A 14,558-nucleotide genomic window follows, 5' to 3' on the forward strand; every position below is an offset into this window, starting at 1 on the left:
TACGTTCCTCCAACTGCTTGAAGGGCACTGGTCACAGCCTAATGCCAAGGGGGGCGGCCCGGCCGAAGCTAGCCCGGGATGATCCCATCTTTATGAGGCCGGTTTTTCCGCGGCCCATCTTCCCGCGGCTCTTCCCGCGGCGGCGCGGTGGACTCCCTGACCACCAGCTCAGTGGCAAGCTCCACCCTCCGCGAATCCAGCAGCTCTCCGCGCATCTGGCGCAGCACGAACCGCAGGGCAGTGGCACCCATCTCCTGCAGCGGCTGGGAAACCGACGTCAGCGGCGGCACCGACTCCTCGGCCTGGTAAGTGCCGTCGAAGCCCACCAGGCTCATGTCCTCGGGCACCCGGATTCCCTGCCGGCGCGCTTCGGCGAGAACCCCCAGGGCAATGCTGTCGCTGCCGGCAAAGATGGCCGTGGGAGGCTGTTCCAGTCCAAGCAGGTGCTTCATGCCCTTGGCCCCATGCTCCGAGCGGAACTGGCCCGACAGCACATACTCGTCCTCGACGCGCACACCGGCCGATCTCATGGCCGCCATAAATCCGTGCAGCCTCGCCTGGTTGCATTCGGCCGCGTCGGGGCCGCCGAGGTAGGCAATCCTGCGGTGGCCAAGCTCCAGCAGGTGGGAGGTCGCAGCCTTCCCCCCTGCCCAGTTGCTTGCCCCGACGCTGACCACGTCCCCGGGCGGAGGATTCAGGGGATCAATGACCACCACGGGGATTTTCCGCCGGTGAAAGGCATCCAACTGGGCGTCCCCGAAAGCTGATGTCACGACGATCATGCCGCACCGGCCCTCGTCGACGATCCGCTGGGCGCGCTGCTCCGGGGTCAGGGTTGATGCGCCCTGCTTGCCGGTGACATTCAGGAGCACTTCGATGTCCGAGACGGCTGCGGACTCCACCACGCCGTTGAGCACTTCTACGGCATAGCCGGACTCGAGGTTGTCGATGACCACCTCGACCATCTGCCGCCCCGAAACGTTCCGGCGGTTTTGGAGCGGCGACTTGTAACCGGTCCGCGCCAGCGCGGTCAGCACCTTGGCGCGGGTGTCCGCAGAGACGTCGTCCCTGCCGTTGATCACCTTAGAGACGGTAGGAGTGGACACACCTGCCTCCCTGGCCACGGCCGCCAACGTGAGCTTGCCTTGAGATTCGATACTGGACATTCGCTCCCTTTTCGAAAGTTTTCGAGACCTCAGTCTGCCGGGACGATCCAGTTTCGTCAACGGCCCGACGTCGTCCTGAACTACTGCAGACCCTTGACGCATCAGGATCTCCTCGTTATGTTTTATCTCACACCGCAAGTTTTATCGAAATATTTCGAAACTGCGGAGCATGCCTTAGCAAACAGTTCAGGGGCTGTGCCGCCGGATTTCGGGCGGGCTCCCGTACACGCAAACCCGGGCTATCAGCGTCGAGCCCGATGGATGAATGGAAATGTTTAGATGACAACTCGAAAGTTGCGTTCAGTCGCGATGGCAATCTCAGCAGCCGCCCTTTCAGTGAGCCTGGCGGCCTGCGGGTCCAGCGGTCCGGCCGGATCCACCGCGGGCGGCGACGGTTCAGCCACCATGTGGGGCCTGACGGGCGGAAACCAGCCGGTGCTGCAGAAATCCGTCGAGGCCTGGAACAGCGCACACTCCGACCAGTCCATCAAACTCGACTTCTTCGCCAACGATGCCTACAAGACCAAGGTCCGCACGGCCGTCGGCGCCGGCGAAGGCCCCACCTTTATCTACGGGTGGGGCGGCGGTGTCCTGAAGTCCTACGTTGATGCGGGCCAGGTGGAGGACCTCTCGGCCTTCGTCGAGGACAACCCTGAGGTGAAGGACCGCTATCTTCCCGCCGTCCTGAAGAACGGCGAGATCGGCGGCAAGACCTACGCCCTGCCCAACAACAACGTCCAGCCCGTGGTTCTGTACTACAACAAGGAAGTCTTCGACAAGGTTGGCGCACAGCCGCCGAAGACCTGGGACGAGCTGATGGCACTCGTGCCCAAATTCAAGGACGCCGGAGTCGCGCCGTTCTCCCTGGGCGGCCAGTCCAAGTGGCCGGACCTGATGTGGCTGGAGTACCTCGTTGAGCGAATCGGCGGTCCCGAGGTCTTCGCGAACATCGCTGCCAATAAGCCCAACGCCTGGTCCGATCCTGCGGTGACCGAGGCGCTGACCAAGATCCAGCAGCTGGTCGACGCCGGCGGCTTCGTGAACGGCTTCTCCTCCATCGCCGCGGACAGCAATGCCGACCAGGCCCTGCTCTACACGGGCAAGGCTGCCATGGTCCTGCAGGGCGGCTGGATCTACCAGGGCATGAAGAAGGACGCCGGCAGCTTCGTCACTGGAGGCAAGCTCGGCTTCACCACCTTCCCCGCCGTCGAAGGCGGCAAGGGCGACCCCGCCAACGTTGTGGGCAACCCCTCCAACTTCTGGTCCATCTCCGCGAAGGCCAGCGACGAGCAGAAGAAGGCGGCCCTCAACTACGTCAAAGAGGGCATGTTCACTGACGCGGACACCGACGCCCTCATTGCTTCCGGCGCCGTCCCTGTAGTCAACGGCATCGACAGCAAGCTCGAGGCTTCACCGGACAAGGACTTCCTCACCTTCGTCTACGGCCTGGCCAAGAAGGCGCCGAGCTTCACACTCTCCTGGGACCAGGCGCTGAGCCCCGCACAGGGCGACGCGATGCTGTCCAACCTTGACCAGATCTTCCTCAAGAAGATCACCCCGGAGCAGTTCATCTCCACGATGAACGCCACGATCGGGAAGTAGCGGCGTGACCATCACCAGTTCCAACCGCCGGCGGGTCCGCGACACGGGCCCGTCGGGGTGGCTGGCAGCGCCAGCCCTTGTCTTCTTCCTGGTGTTCGCCGTCGTCCCGCTGGCCGGCGTCGTTTTCCTCAGCTTCACCAGCTGGGACGGCCTGCGCGAGATCCGGCTCGAGGGTCTGGCCAGCTGGACCACGGTAGTCACCGACCCCGTCACCGGCAACGCCCTGCTGGTGACCGCCAAGATCATGTTCTTCTCGTTCATCGTCCAGGCACCGATCAGCCTGATGCTCGGAGTCTTCACGGCAGGAGGCCAGAAGTACCGGGCAGCCCTCGCGGTCCTGTACTTTTTGCCGCTCCTGCTCTCCTCGGCCGCCGTTGCCATTGCCTTCAAGGCGCTGCTGGACCCGAACTTCGGCCTTGGCCCGGGCCTCCAGGTGCCCATCCTGATTCAGGACTGGCTGGGAAACTCCGACCTCGTCCTGTTCGTGGTGGTCTTCGTCATCGCGTGGCAGTTCGTTCCGTTCCATACCCTCATCTACCAAGGCGGCGTCCGGCAGATCCCCGCCTCGCTGTATGAGGCCGCGGAAATCGACGGCGCGGGCCGGGTCAGGCAGTTCCTGAACATCACGCTGCCCCAGCTGAAATACACCATCATCACTTCCTCCACCCTCATGGTGGTGGGCAGCCTGGCCTACTTCGACCTGATCTTTGTTCTCACCGGCGGAGGCCCGGGCTACAGCACACGCCTGCTGCCGCTGCACATGTACCTGACGGGCTTCAAAGCGAACGACATGGGTGCTGCGAGCGCACTGGGCGTCATCCTGATCGTCATCGGACTGGGCCTGGCCCTGCTCCTGCAGCGCCTCGGCGGCAAGAACCGGAACGACAGCCAATTGGAAGGAGCCTGATGGCTTCCACGACCCAGCTCCCCACAGCGCCGGAGGCACCCGCCCTCCCCCAGGCCGCGCCGCGCCCGAACTCCAGGCGCGCCGGCCGGCGCCGGCCAAACCTTCCCGGCGGGCTGGGCGGCTGGCTTTGGCTCGCGGTGATCGTCCTGCCCATCTACTACGTGGTGATTACCAGCCTGAAGAACCAGGCAGGCTTCTTCGCTACCAACCCGATGCTCCCGCCAGCCGAGCCGACGCTGGACAACTACAAGCTGGTGCTGGAAAACGACTTTGCCCGGTACTTCCTGAACAGCGTGGTGGTTACGCTGGGCACGGTCATTCCTTCCCTCTTCGTCTCATTCATGGCTGCCTACGCGATTGTCCGGGGCAAGGGACGGTTCGTGAGCTGGACCAACAACCTGTTCCTTTTGGGCCTGGCCATTCCGCTGCACGCCACCATCATCCCGATCTACTGGATGATCACCCGGGCCCACCTCTACGACACCCTGCTGGCGCTGATTCTGCCGTCCATCGCGTTCGCCATTCCGGTCTCCGTCCTCATCCTCTCGAACTTCATGCGGGACGTCCCGAACGAGCTGTTCGAGTCGATGCGCCTGGACGGCTGCTCGGACTGGGCCATGCTGTGGCGGCTGGCCCTGCCGATGACCAAACCAGCAGTGATCACGGTGGGCATCTACAACGCCCTGCACGTCTGGAACGGCTTCCTCTTCCCGCTGATCCTCACCCAGAGCCCGGGCACCCGGGTGCTGCCGCTGTCGCTGTGGACGTTCCAGGGCGAATTCAGCGTCAACATCCCCGCCGTGCTCGCCTCGGTGGTGCTGGCCACGCTGCCGCTGCTGGTCCTGTACATCGTTGCCCGCCGCCAGCTGATCAGCGGCCTGACCGCTGGTTTCAGCAAGTAAGCAGACGGAAATTCACGAAAGGACACTTGATGACAACGGTAAAGCCGCTGCGGGTAGGCATGGTGGGCTACGCGTTCATGGGCGCCGCCCACTCCCACGCCTGGCGGACAGCACCCCGCTTCTTCGACCTGCCCCTGCAGCCGCAGCTCACCGCCGTCGCCGGCCGGAACGCTGCCAGCGTCCGGGCAGCCGCGGACAAGCTCGGCTGGGAGTCGACTGAAACGGACTGGCGCCGCCTGGTCGAACGCGACGACATCGACCTGATCGACATCTGCACCCCGGGCAACACGCACGCCGGGATCGCCACCGCCGCGCTCGAGGCCGGCAAGCACGTGCTGTGCGAAAAACCGCTCGCCAACTCCGTCGAGGAAGCGGAGCGGATGGCCATCGTGGCTGAAGCCGCCGCCAAGCGGGGCGTCTTTGCGATGTGCGGGTTCAGTTACCGCCGCACGCCTGCGCTGGCACTTGCCAAGCGGATGGTGGACGAGGGCCGGCTCGGGACCATCCGGCATGTCCGCGCCCAGTACCTGCAGGACTGGCTGTCCGATGAGAACGCCCCCATGACCTGGCGGCTGGACAGGAGCAAGTCCGGGTCCGGATCCCTGGGCGACATCGGTGCACACAGCATCGACGCAGCCCAGTGGATCACCGGGCAGAGCATCACCGGCGTTTCCGCACTTCTGGAGACTTTCGTTCCCGAGCGGCCCCTCGCCGGGGACCTCGTGGGCCTGGGCGGTCATGGCGACGCCGGCCGGGATGCGCCGCGCGGGGCTGTCACCGTGGATGACGCCGCGATCTTCAGCGCCCGCTTTGAAGACACAAGGTTCGACGGCGGCGGCACTTCAGCGGGCGCCATCGGGGTTTTCGAGGCAACCCGTTACGCGCTCGGGCGGAAGAACGCGATGCGGCTGGAACTGAACGGAACCAGGGCGTCCCTCGCCTTCGACTTCGAGGACATGAATGCCCTCTCCTTCTACGATGCCGCCGAATCGCCCGACGCCGGCTTCCGCCGGATCTTCGTCACCGAACCTGAGCATCCCTACGCCGGCAACTGGTGGCCCACCGGGCACGGTCTCGGGTACGAACACGGCTTCACCCACCAGGTGGTGGACCTCGTTCACGCCCTGGCGCAGGGCACGCAGCCGGAACCGTCCTTCGCGGCCGCCCTGCAGGTCCAGCGTGTGCTGGCCGCCGTGGAGGCCAGCGCAGCGAACGCCAGCCAGTGGCAGAAAGTGTAGGTAAACGCGATGACACGACCCGTAACGCTCTTCACCGGCCAGTGGGCCGATCTGCCATTCGAGGAGGTGGCCCGGCTAGCCGGAGAGTGGGGCTTTGACGGCCTGGAGATCGCCTGCTGGGGTGACCATCTCGATCCGTGCCGTGCCGCAAAGGATGATTCCTACCTCCAGGGACGGCTGGACATCCTCGAGAGGCACAACCTCAAGGTGTTCGCCATCGCCAACCACCTCACCGGGCAGGCTGTTTGCGACGACCCGATCGACGAGCGCCACCAAGGCATCCTGCCCCCTGAAGTCTGGGGCGACGGCGAACCCGAGGGCGTCCGGGCCAGGGCGGCACAGTCGATGATGGACACTGCCAGGGCCGCGGCCAGGCTGGGAGTCAAAACAGTAACCGGGTTCACCGGTTCCTCCATCTGGAAGGCCGTTGCGATGTTTCCGCCCGCTTCGGAGGCCATGATCGATGCCGGTTACCGGGACTTCGCGAACCGGTGGAACCCCATCCTCGACGTCTTTGACGAGGTGGGGGTCCGTTTCGCCCTCGAGGTGCACCCCTCCGAGATCGCCTACGACTACTGGACCACCAAGCGAACCCTGGAGGCTATCAGCCACCGGAGTGCCTTCGGCCTGAACTTCGACCCCTCCCACTTCATCTGGCAGGACCTTGACCCGGTAATGTTCCTGCAGGACTTCGCCGAGCACATCCTGCACGTGCACGTGAAAGAGTCGGTGCGCCAGCTCGACGGGCGGAACGGCCGGCTCGGCTCGCACCTGGCCTGGGCTGATCCGCGTCGTGGCTGGGACTTCGTCACCGCGGGGCACGGCGACGTGCAGTGGAACAGGATCTTCCGCACCCTGAACGCGATCGGCTATACCGGCCCCACCAGCATCGAATGGGAAGACGCCGGGATGGACCGGCTGACCGGCGCGCCGCAGGCACTCGCCCTGGTCAAGGGTCTCGCGGCCATTGCCCCGCTCGCCGCGGCATTCGACGCCGCCTTCGCCACCCGCTAAACCACCAACACTGTTATCCAAAGGAGCCCTGTCATGACCGAAAACAAGTCCGCCCTGGTGGTGCGCGGCGGCTGGGATGGCCACCAGCCCTTCGAGGCCACCGAGCTTTTTATCCCGTACCTGAAACGGAGCGACTACGACGTCCGGGTCGAGGAATCGCCCAAGGTCTACGCCGACGCCGCCTATATGGCGGGCGTGGACCTGATCGTGCAGTGCATGACCATGACCACGATCGAGAAGGACGAGTTCGAAGGGTTGCGGGCCGCCGTCGAAAATGGCACAGGCCTGGCCGGCTGGCACGGCGGCATCGCGGATTCCTACCGTAATAACGCCGATTACCTGCACCTGATCGGCGGCCAGTTCGCCTGCCACCCGGGCAAGCACCCGGACGAGCGCACCGGCGAGCAGTCCGACAACTACGTGCCGTACACCGTGAACATGCTCCCGGCTGCCGACCACCACCCCATCACCGAGGGCATCTCCGACTTCGAACTTGTCACCGAACAGTACTGGGTCCTGGCCGACGACTACATCGACGTCCTCGCCACCACTACCCAGAAGGTCCGCGAATGGGACCCCTGGCACCGCGAGGTGACCTCACCAGCCATCTGGACCCGCCAATGGGGCAAGGGCCGGATCTTCGTCACTACCCCGGGCCATCACGTCGACATTCTCCAGGACACCAATGTCCGCACCATCATCGAAAGGGGCCTGCTGTGGGCAAGTCGCTAGACGCAGGAGAGCACACAAGAGTAGGAATCATTGGCTGCGGCGCCATCATCGCCCAGTACCTCGCGAATTTCCGCCGGCTGGACCAGATCGAATTGGTGGCCGTGGCCGACCTGGACCCCGCCCGCGCCCAGGCTGTTGCGGATGACTACGACGGCGTCCGCGCACTTTCCGTGGACGGCCTCCTGGCCGCGGGCGACGTCGATCTCGTCCTGAACCTGACCATCCCCGCGGCCCACGCCGACGTCGCCCTGAAGGCCATTGCCGCCGGAAAGAGCGTTTACGGGGAGAAGCCGCTTGCAGCGACCACCGCCGAAGCGCGGCAGGTGCTGGATGCGGCACGCGAGGCGGGCGTCGTCGTCGGCTGCGCCCCCGACACTGTGCTCGGCACCGGGATCCAGACCGCCCGGAAGGCGATCGACGACGGCCTGATCGGCGCGCCGATCAGCGCAACGGCCACCATGGTGACGCCCGGCCATGAACGCTGGCATCCCAACCCGGACTTTTACTACCAGCCCGGCGGCGGGCCCCTGCTGGACATGGGTCCCTACTATGTGAGCGCGCTGGTCACGCTGCTGGGCCCGGTGGTCTCCGTGGTCGGTGCCGCCAGCCACACCCGCAGCGAGCGCACCATCGGTTCCGGGCCACGCGCTGGCGAGACGGTGCCGGTAGCGGTCGACTCGCATGTCACTGGGGTGCTGGTGCATGCCTCCGGCGCACTGTCCACGCTGCTCATGAGCTTCGACGCCGTGAAGTCCAAGTCGCCCAACATCGAAATCCACGGTGAAAGCGGCTCCATGGCGGTACCCGACCCGAACCATTTCGACGGCGATGTACAGGTCTTCCCGCTGGGCGCGGACGACTGGCAGACCCTGCCGGTCTCTGCGGGCTACGTCGACTCCGGGCGCGGTTTCGGGATCGCCGACCTCGCCGCAACACCACAAGGCTCCGAGCCGCGCGCCGGAGGCCAGTTGGCCTACCATGTCCTCGAAGTGATGGAGTCCATGCTGGCCTCGGCCCGGACGGGTTCAGCAGTGCAGATCAAGAGCACGGCGGCCCGTCCGGAGCCGGTGGAACTGACGACGCTGGCGGCCCAGGTCGCCGAGGTCGGCTCGTAGGAGCTCACTTCACCCTTGGACGGGTCCAGCGGCGGCGGTTATTTCCGCCGCCGCTTTACCGGCTGGCTACGGGCGGCCCGGTTCCGGCTTCGCTGGTTCCGGGCTGTTCGCTTGTCCGCAGCCTGGTACCCGGCAACGGGGGCGCGGTGGAGTGGTAGCTGTGGCCCGTGGGTGTTGTGACTTCGATGGTGTGCCGCGGTCCAGGCAGGGGTTTCACTTTCCAGCCGGGGAGTTCCTTGGTGTGGTTGCACGCTTCGCACAACCCCGCGCCGTTGGTCTGGGTGGTGGGGCCGTCGTTGTGCCAGGGGATGATGTGGTCGTGGTGGCGGATCGGGGCGTCGCAGTAGGGGGTGCGGCAGGTGTCGTCCCTGACCTGGATGAAGCGCCGCAGCGGTGCCGGGAACAGGCGCCGTCTGGAGTCCATGGCTGCGAGGTCGCCGGTTCCGGGGGCGGTGTAGAGGCGCCGGACCCAGATCTTGAGCTCCGGCAGGCTCTTGGCTGAAGTACGCGCAGCCGCAGCGTGCGCCGCCGCGGGCGGGACCCGGCCCGGCTCTCCCTGTCCCTGTCCCTGTCCCTGTCCCTGTCCTTGCGTGATGAGTTCCCGTGCCCAGGCGCCGGGGATGATGCCGTAGCCGGGGATGCGGGCGGGTTCGGTGTCGCCGTGGAGGAGGGTGCGGTCGGTCATGACGAGGTTCAGTTCGATGCCGGTGATGCCGCCGGGTGTGCCGGTAGTGGATTCGACCAGGGTGTCGGCCTTGATCTGGTTCAGCGTGCGCGGGTCCCCGGCGGACCTCAGGCTTTCGGCGCCCCGGGTCAGCGCCGCATACACGGCGACGCCCTGGTGGGCGGGCAGCAGCGCGGTGAAATAGGCCATGCAGTCCGGCGCCGGGCGCAGGCTCACGCCCCGCTCCGAGGCGGCATGGCTGGCGCGTCGGGTGATCGAGCGGGCGTCTCGGCGGATCGCGGCGGCCTTTACAGCGGCGATGACGCCGCGGGTCCCCACCCCGGTGAAGGTCCCGGTGTCGGCGGCCAGTTCCTCGTCCACGGCAGCCCGGTCTTCGACCGTCAAGCAGGCCGTCTCCTTCACGACGAGCATGGCGCGCTCTTCGTTCAGCTGGCCGGTGTCCAAAGCCGCCAGGCTGTGCGGCATCTCGGTGACCAGGGCCTTAGACGTGCCGAGCAGCCGGTGCCCGCGGTTTGGGGACTCGCCCCGGGCCAGCGCGATCTGCTCGGCCGCACCCAGGCTGTGGTCTTTGCCGCGGTCCTTGCCCAGGTCCTCCGCGGCCAGGGGCGGCCGGTCGGTGGATTCCTGCCGGAGCCGGGCCTCGAAGGCCACCGAAAGCCGCGCCTGTTGCCCGGCCGCCCAGCACTTGACGTTCTCGTACCCGCGGACCTGATCGATCAGCCCGGCACTGTCAGCCGTGAGGTCAGCTGCCGGGAGAAAGCACCCGGGCGTAGTTCCACGGTCATGGACGCTGCCGTCATCCAAAGGCCCGTCTTCAAAAGGGTCCTCGTCGAAAGAACGGTCCGCAAACAGGGCCTCGGGAAACGGGTCCTCCGGAAACGACACCGGATAAACGGCGTCGAGATCATCGTCATGCGGCAACCCGTAGTACTGATCGGCGTCGAGATTCGGGGCGTCAGGGACGTTCAAAATGCCGTCAGGAAACGCCGCAGTCTGCAGGACGCCGCCGTGCGGCACCGCTGCCAAAGCCAGCTCCGATGTCCCAATTCCACCCATAGATACAGTCTGAGGAGGGGGTACGACATTAAAGGCCTATCCGGGACCAGATTCAGGCGCATTCAAAAAACTTTTTTGAATCACCGACGAGCGGAAACTGGGTAGCAGGTCAGCGCCGCTGGCGCGCCGTGGAGTGGGAATGTATGCGCCCGGTTCGCCAAGGCTCTGGCGACTTTCCGGCTTCCGGGTTGATCATGGGACTGTTTCGTCTCGGTGAACGCTGACCCAACTTGGTGCTTTAACCTGACTATTTTCCCTGTCCTCCCCGAGATAGACACAGTAGATGGCAGTTTGGCCGTGTTGGAGGGAAGATGACATGGATATTGTTCACGAACCGGCCGCGGGGTTGGATATCTCCAAGCGGGACGCAAAGGTCTGCCTGCGCGTGCCCGGAGATCGGGCAGGAACCTACACGTCGACGGCTACGACCTGGGGTTCGACCGCCCACGCGATCCTGAAACTGCGGGAGTTCCTGGAACACGAACACGTCACCACAGTAGTGATGGAAGCGACCAGCGATTACTGGAAACCCTTCTACTATCTCCTCGAAGAATCCCTGCCGGTGATGCTCGTCAACGCCAAGGCCGCCCGCAACATCCCGGGCCGCAAGACCGATGTCTCGGACTCGGCATGCGCTCGAAAATCCCGGCCCTCGTCGACGCGCTCACCGGCAGGTTCAAACCACACCACGCGTTCACGGCAAGGCTGCACCTGGATCAGATCGATGCCCACAACCGGACCATCGAGGCCCTTACCGCACGCATTGAGGAAGCGATGAAACCCTTTCGTGACGCCAGGGAAGCCCTGGCCACCATCCCCGGAGTCTCCCCCACGGGTCGCCGAGGAGATCATCGCCGAAACCGGCGCGGACGTGGCCGTTTTTGAAACACCCGCCGGGCTCGCGTCCTGGGCAGGTGTCTGCCCAAGCGCCAACGAATCAGCCGGGCGGATCAAATCCAGCCACATCCTGCCCGGCAACAAGTACCTCAAGGCGGCCCTCGGCATAGCGGCACTGTCGGCGGCACGGTCCAAGAACACCTACCTCGCCGCGAGATACCACCGCATCACAGCCCCCACCGGACGCAACAAAGCCCTCGTCGCCGTCGAACACTCCATCCTGACCGCGGCCCGGCACATGCTCGCCAACGGAGAGTGCTACACCGATCCCGGAGCCGACCACTTCACCCGGATCAACCCCTCCCGCGCCAAGAACAACGCCATCAAGCAACTCCACAACCTCGGCTACGACGTCACCATCACCCCGGTCACGGCAGCCGCCTAACCCGCCTCTACATTCCTATTAGTTGGGCGGGCAGGAAGTGGCCTCGACAAGCTCAACCGGCGGCCTTTGCCACCTTGCGCTGCTCCGCCCGGTATTGTTCCGCGATCGCAGGCCGGAAATCCGGTTCGGGGTGGCCGTCCAGCGCCACGTCCCACGCCGGCCGCTCCCCCGTCAGTGCCCAGGCCGCCTGCACCGCCGCACCCCTGGCCACGTACTCGCCGGGGCTCGGAACCAGGACGGGCAGGTCGAACACCTGGGCAGCGATCCGCTGGACCGCCGGATTCTGCACGGCGCCGCCGATCAACAAGAGCCGCTCGGCCGGATGGCCCAGGCCTCGGAGCGCGTCCAGTCCGCCGGCCAGCCCGCACAGCATCCCCTCGACAGCGGCCCGGGCAAGGTTGCTGCGCGTCGTTGAAGCGATGGAAAGCCCGGAGAAGCTGGCCGTCGCGCGCGGCAGGTTGGGCGTCCGCTCCCCTTCGAAGTACGGCACCAGGACCACGCCGCCCGCACCGGGTTCTGCCTCCAGCGCCAACCGGGACAGCTCGTCGAAGTCCACACCGAGCAGGCCGGCGACCGACGTCAGCACCCGCGCGGCGTTGAGGGTCACGGCGATCGGCAGGAACCGGCCGCTCGCGTCCGCGAAGCCCGCCACTGTCCCGCTCGGGTCCGCGATGGGCTCGTCGGAGACGGCGAACACCGTCCCACTGGTGCCCACGGACACGACGACGTCACCCGGCCGGGTGCCGAGGCCCAGTGCCGCCGCGGCATTGTCCCCCGCGCCGGCGCCAAGTAGAACACCCTCCCCCGCAATGCTCGGGTGGACAGTACCGGGCGAAGCACCCGGTGCCAGGACACGGGGCAGGATCACGGCGCCGCCGTCGGCAGCGCCCTGCCCGGCTTCCACAGCATCCCGGCCGAAGGCCAGGCTGAACAGCTCCAGGTCGTAGGTGCCGGTGGCCGGGTTCCAGTAGCCGGTGCCGCTGGCGTCGGAGCGGTCGGTGGTGAGCTGCCCCAGGTCGGGTCCCAGCGGGCTGGTGCCGGCGGGGCCGTAACCCCGCAGGCGCCACGTCAGCCAGTCATGTGGAAGTGCGACGGCGGCCACCCGGCCGGCGATGTCCGGTTCATGGTCGCGGACCCAGCGGACCTTGGTGACCGTGAAGGAGGCCACGGGCACCAGGCCTGTCCGCTTCGCATAGTCCGCTGCCCCGATTTCCTCGGTGAGGGCCGCGGCGGACTCTGCGGAGCGGGTGTCGTTCCAGAGCAGGGCCGGACGCAGCACGTTGCCTTCCCGGTCCAGCAGCACCATGCCGTGTTGCTGGCCGCCCACGGAAAGCGCGCTGACCCCGGCAAGTCCGCCGGCGTCGTCGAACGCTTCGGAAAGCGCCCGCCACCAGTGGTCCGGGTGGATCTCCGTGCCGTCCGGATGCCCGGCACGGCCTTCCCGGACGAGGGCGCCGGTCCCGGCGTCCAGCACCACCACCTTGCAGCTTTGGGTCGAGGAATCGACACCCGCAACGAGCGACATAGGAGCAGCCGTCACAGTACTAGCGGGCGCCGAGCAGGTGCTCGATGAAGAGCTGCTGGAGCTTGACGAAACCGAAGCCCTTGCCGCCGAAGTAGGCGTCGGCGTCGAAATCCTCGTAGGACGAGCGGTCCGCGAGAAGCTGTTCATAGCCTTCGCCCGGGTTCAGGGTGGGCACGTTGATCTCGGAGACGCGCGACGCCTCCAGGGCAGCCTGCACGTCGGGGTCGGAGCGGAAAGCCTTGGCGCGTTCCTTGAGCAGCAGGTAGGTCTGCATGTTGGCCGCGGCGGAATCCCAGACACCGTTGATGTCCTCCGTGCGGCTGGGCTTGTAATCGAAGTGGCGCGGCCCGTCGTAGGCCGGCCCGCCCTGCGGACCGCCGTTCTCCAGCAGGTCAACCAGGGAGAAGGCGTTCTGCAGGTCGCCGTGGCCGAACACCAGGTCCTGGTCGAACTTGATGGAGCGCTGGCCGTTGAGGTCGATGTGGAAGAGCTTGCCCTGGTACAGCGCCTGGGCGATGCCGTGGGTGAAGTTCAACCCGGCCATCTGCTCGTGGCCCGTTTCGGGGTTGATGCCCACGAGCTCCGGGCGCTCGAGGGTCTCAATGAACGCCAGGGCGTGGCCCAGGGTGGGCAGCAGGATGTCGCCGCGCGGTTCGTTGGGCTTGGGCTCGATCGCGAAGCGGATGTTGTAGCCCTTGTCCGTCACGTAGTCGCCCAGCAGGTTCACGGCCTCGCGGTAGCGCTCGAGGGCGCCGCGGATGTCCTTGCCGGCGTCGTACTCGCTGCCTTCCCGGCCGCCCCACATGACGAACGTCTCCGCACCCAGTTCGGCGGCGAGGTCGATGTTCGCCAGGACCTTTCGCAGGGCAAAGCGGCGCACACCCCGGTCGTTGCTGGTAAAGCCGCCATCCTTGAAGACCGGATGGCTGAACAGGTTGGTGGTGACCATGGGCACCACCATGCCGGTGGCCTTCAGTGCGCCGGTCAGGCGGTCGATCTCCCGCTGCCGGTCAGCCGCGGAGCAGCCGAACGGGAACAGGTCGTTGTCGTGGAAGGTGATGCCGTAGGCGCCCAGGTCACTGAGCCGGTTGATGGCCTCCACGGTGTCCAGCGGCGGGCGGGTTGCGGAGCCGAACTGGTCCTGCGCCTCCCAGCCGACAGTCCACAGGCCGAAGGAAAACTTGTCATCACGCGTGGGCTGAATCGCCATTGAGTGCTCCCGTTTGGTTTGGAGGGACCTGTCCCGCGGGAAGATCCGGTAAATGTTCCACAAACAAACATATTCGCTTTTGCCACGCTGTCAACCGTTTTTCAGGGCGAAATTCCAAGATATG

11 protein-coding genes and 1 pseudogene are annotated in these 14,558 nt (G+C 66.0%); 8 read left to right on the plus strand and 4 right to left on the minus strand.

What is annotated here, in order from left to right; translation table 11 throughout:
* Window positions 1-68: 68 nt before the first annotated feature.
* Complete coding sequence (locus ABIE00_RS22035; RefSeq protein ID WP_354262752.1) at window positions 69-1,166, minus strand: LacI family DNA-binding transcriptional regulator; 1,098 nt, start codon at window positions 1,164-1,166, stop codon at window positions 69-71.
* Between the two features lie 309 nt (window positions 1,167-1,475).
* Here ABIE00_RS22035 and ABIE00_RS22040 point away from each other — a divergent pair, with 309 nt between their 5' ends.
* Genes ABIE00_RS22040 through ABIE00_RS22070 form a run of 7 tightly spaced genes read left to right on the plus strand, consistent with a single transcriptional unit; the run spans window position 1,476 to window position 8,676 of the window.
* On the plus strand, window positions 1,476-2,768 hold the full coding sequence (locus ABIE00_RS22040; RefSeq protein WP_354262753.1) for an extracellular solute-binding protein: 1,293 nt from the start codon (window positions 1,476-1,478) through the stop codon (window positions 2,766-2,768).
* Window positions 2,769-2,772: 4 nt separating this feature from the next.
* The gene (locus tag ABIE00_RS22045; protein WP_354262754.1) at window positions 2,773-3,675 is read left to right on the plus strand and encodes a carbohydrate ABC transporter permease; all 903 of its coding nucleotides are present in this window, start codon (window positions 2,773-2,775) and stop codon (window positions 3,673-3,675) included.
* Window positions 3,675-4,577: a carbohydrate ABC transporter permease gene (locus ABIE00_RS22050; protein ID WP_354262755.1), complete on the plus strand. Its 903-nt coding sequence runs from the start codon at window positions 3,675-3,677 to the stop codon at window positions 4,575-4,577. The genes ABIE00_RS22045 and ABIE00_RS22050 overlap by 1 nt, the downstream gene beginning before the upstream one ends.
* A gap of 29 nt (window positions 4,578-4,606) precedes the next feature.
* The gene (locus ABIE00_RS22055) at window positions 4,607-5,815 is read left to right on the plus strand and encodes a Gfo/Idh/MocA family protein (RefSeq protein ID WP_354262756.1); all 1,209 of its coding nucleotides are present in this window, start codon (window positions 4,607-4,609) and stop codon (window positions 5,813-5,815) included.
* Window positions 5,816-5,824: 9 nt separating this feature from the next.
* Window positions 5,825-6,829 (plus strand): sugar phosphate isomerase/epimerase family protein, encoded by a 1,005-nt coding sequence (locus ABIE00_RS22060; RefSeq protein ID WP_354262757.1) that lies wholly within the window; start codon window positions 5,825-5,827, stop codon window positions 6,827-6,829.
* 33 nt (window positions 6,830-6,862) lie between these two features.
* Window positions 6,863-7,561 (plus strand): ThuA domain-containing protein, encoded by a 699-nt coding sequence (locus ABIE00_RS22065; protein WP_354262758.1) that lies wholly within the window; start codon window positions 6,863-6,865, stop codon window positions 7,559-7,561.
* Complete coding sequence (locus tag ABIE00_RS22070) at window positions 7,546-8,676, plus strand: Gfo/Idh/MocA family protein (protein WP_354262759.1); 1,131 nt, start codon at window positions 7,546-7,548, stop codon at window positions 8,674-8,676. The genes ABIE00_RS22065 and ABIE00_RS22070 overlap by 16 nt, the downstream gene beginning before the upstream one ends.
* A gap of 55 nt (window positions 8,677-8,731) precedes the next feature.
* On the opposite strand, the gene ABIE00_RS22075 is transcribed toward ABIE00_RS22070, so the two are convergent.
* Entirely contained in the window at window positions 8,732-10,417 is a 1,686-nt protein-coding gene (locus ABIE00_RS22075; protein ID WP_354262760.1) for an HNH endonuclease, read from the minus strand.
* A 316-nt stretch (window positions 10,418-10,733) separates the two neighbouring features.
* On the opposite strand from ABIE00_RS22075, the pseudogene ABIE00_RS22080 reads away from it, so the two are divergent.
* Window positions 10,734-11,699: pseudogene (locus ABIE00_RS22080) on the plus strand (transposase).
* 52 nt (window positions 11,700-11,751) lie between these two features.
* On the opposite strand, the gene xylB reads toward ABIE00_RS22080, so the two are convergent.
* The gene (gene xylB, locus ABIE00_RS22085; RefSeq protein ID WP_354262761.1) at window positions 11,752-13,224 is read right to left on the minus strand and encodes a xylulokinase; all 1,473 of its coding nucleotides are present in this window, start codon (window positions 13,222-13,224) and stop codon (window positions 11,752-11,754) included.
* A gap of 19 nt (window positions 13,225-13,243) precedes the next feature.
* Window positions 13,244-14,434 (minus strand): xylose isomerase, encoded by a 1,191-nt coding sequence (gene xylA, locus ABIE00_RS22090; protein WP_354262762.1) that lies wholly within the window; start codon window positions 14,432-14,434, stop codon window positions 13,244-13,246.
* Between the last annotated feature and the right edge of the window lie 124 nt (window positions 14,435-14,558).

It is taken from the genome of Arthrobacter sp. OAP107 (genome assembly GCF_040546765.1).
In the GTDB taxonomy this organism is placed as follows: Bacteria; Actinomycetota; Actinomycetes; order Actinomycetales; family Micrococcaceae; genus Arthrobacter.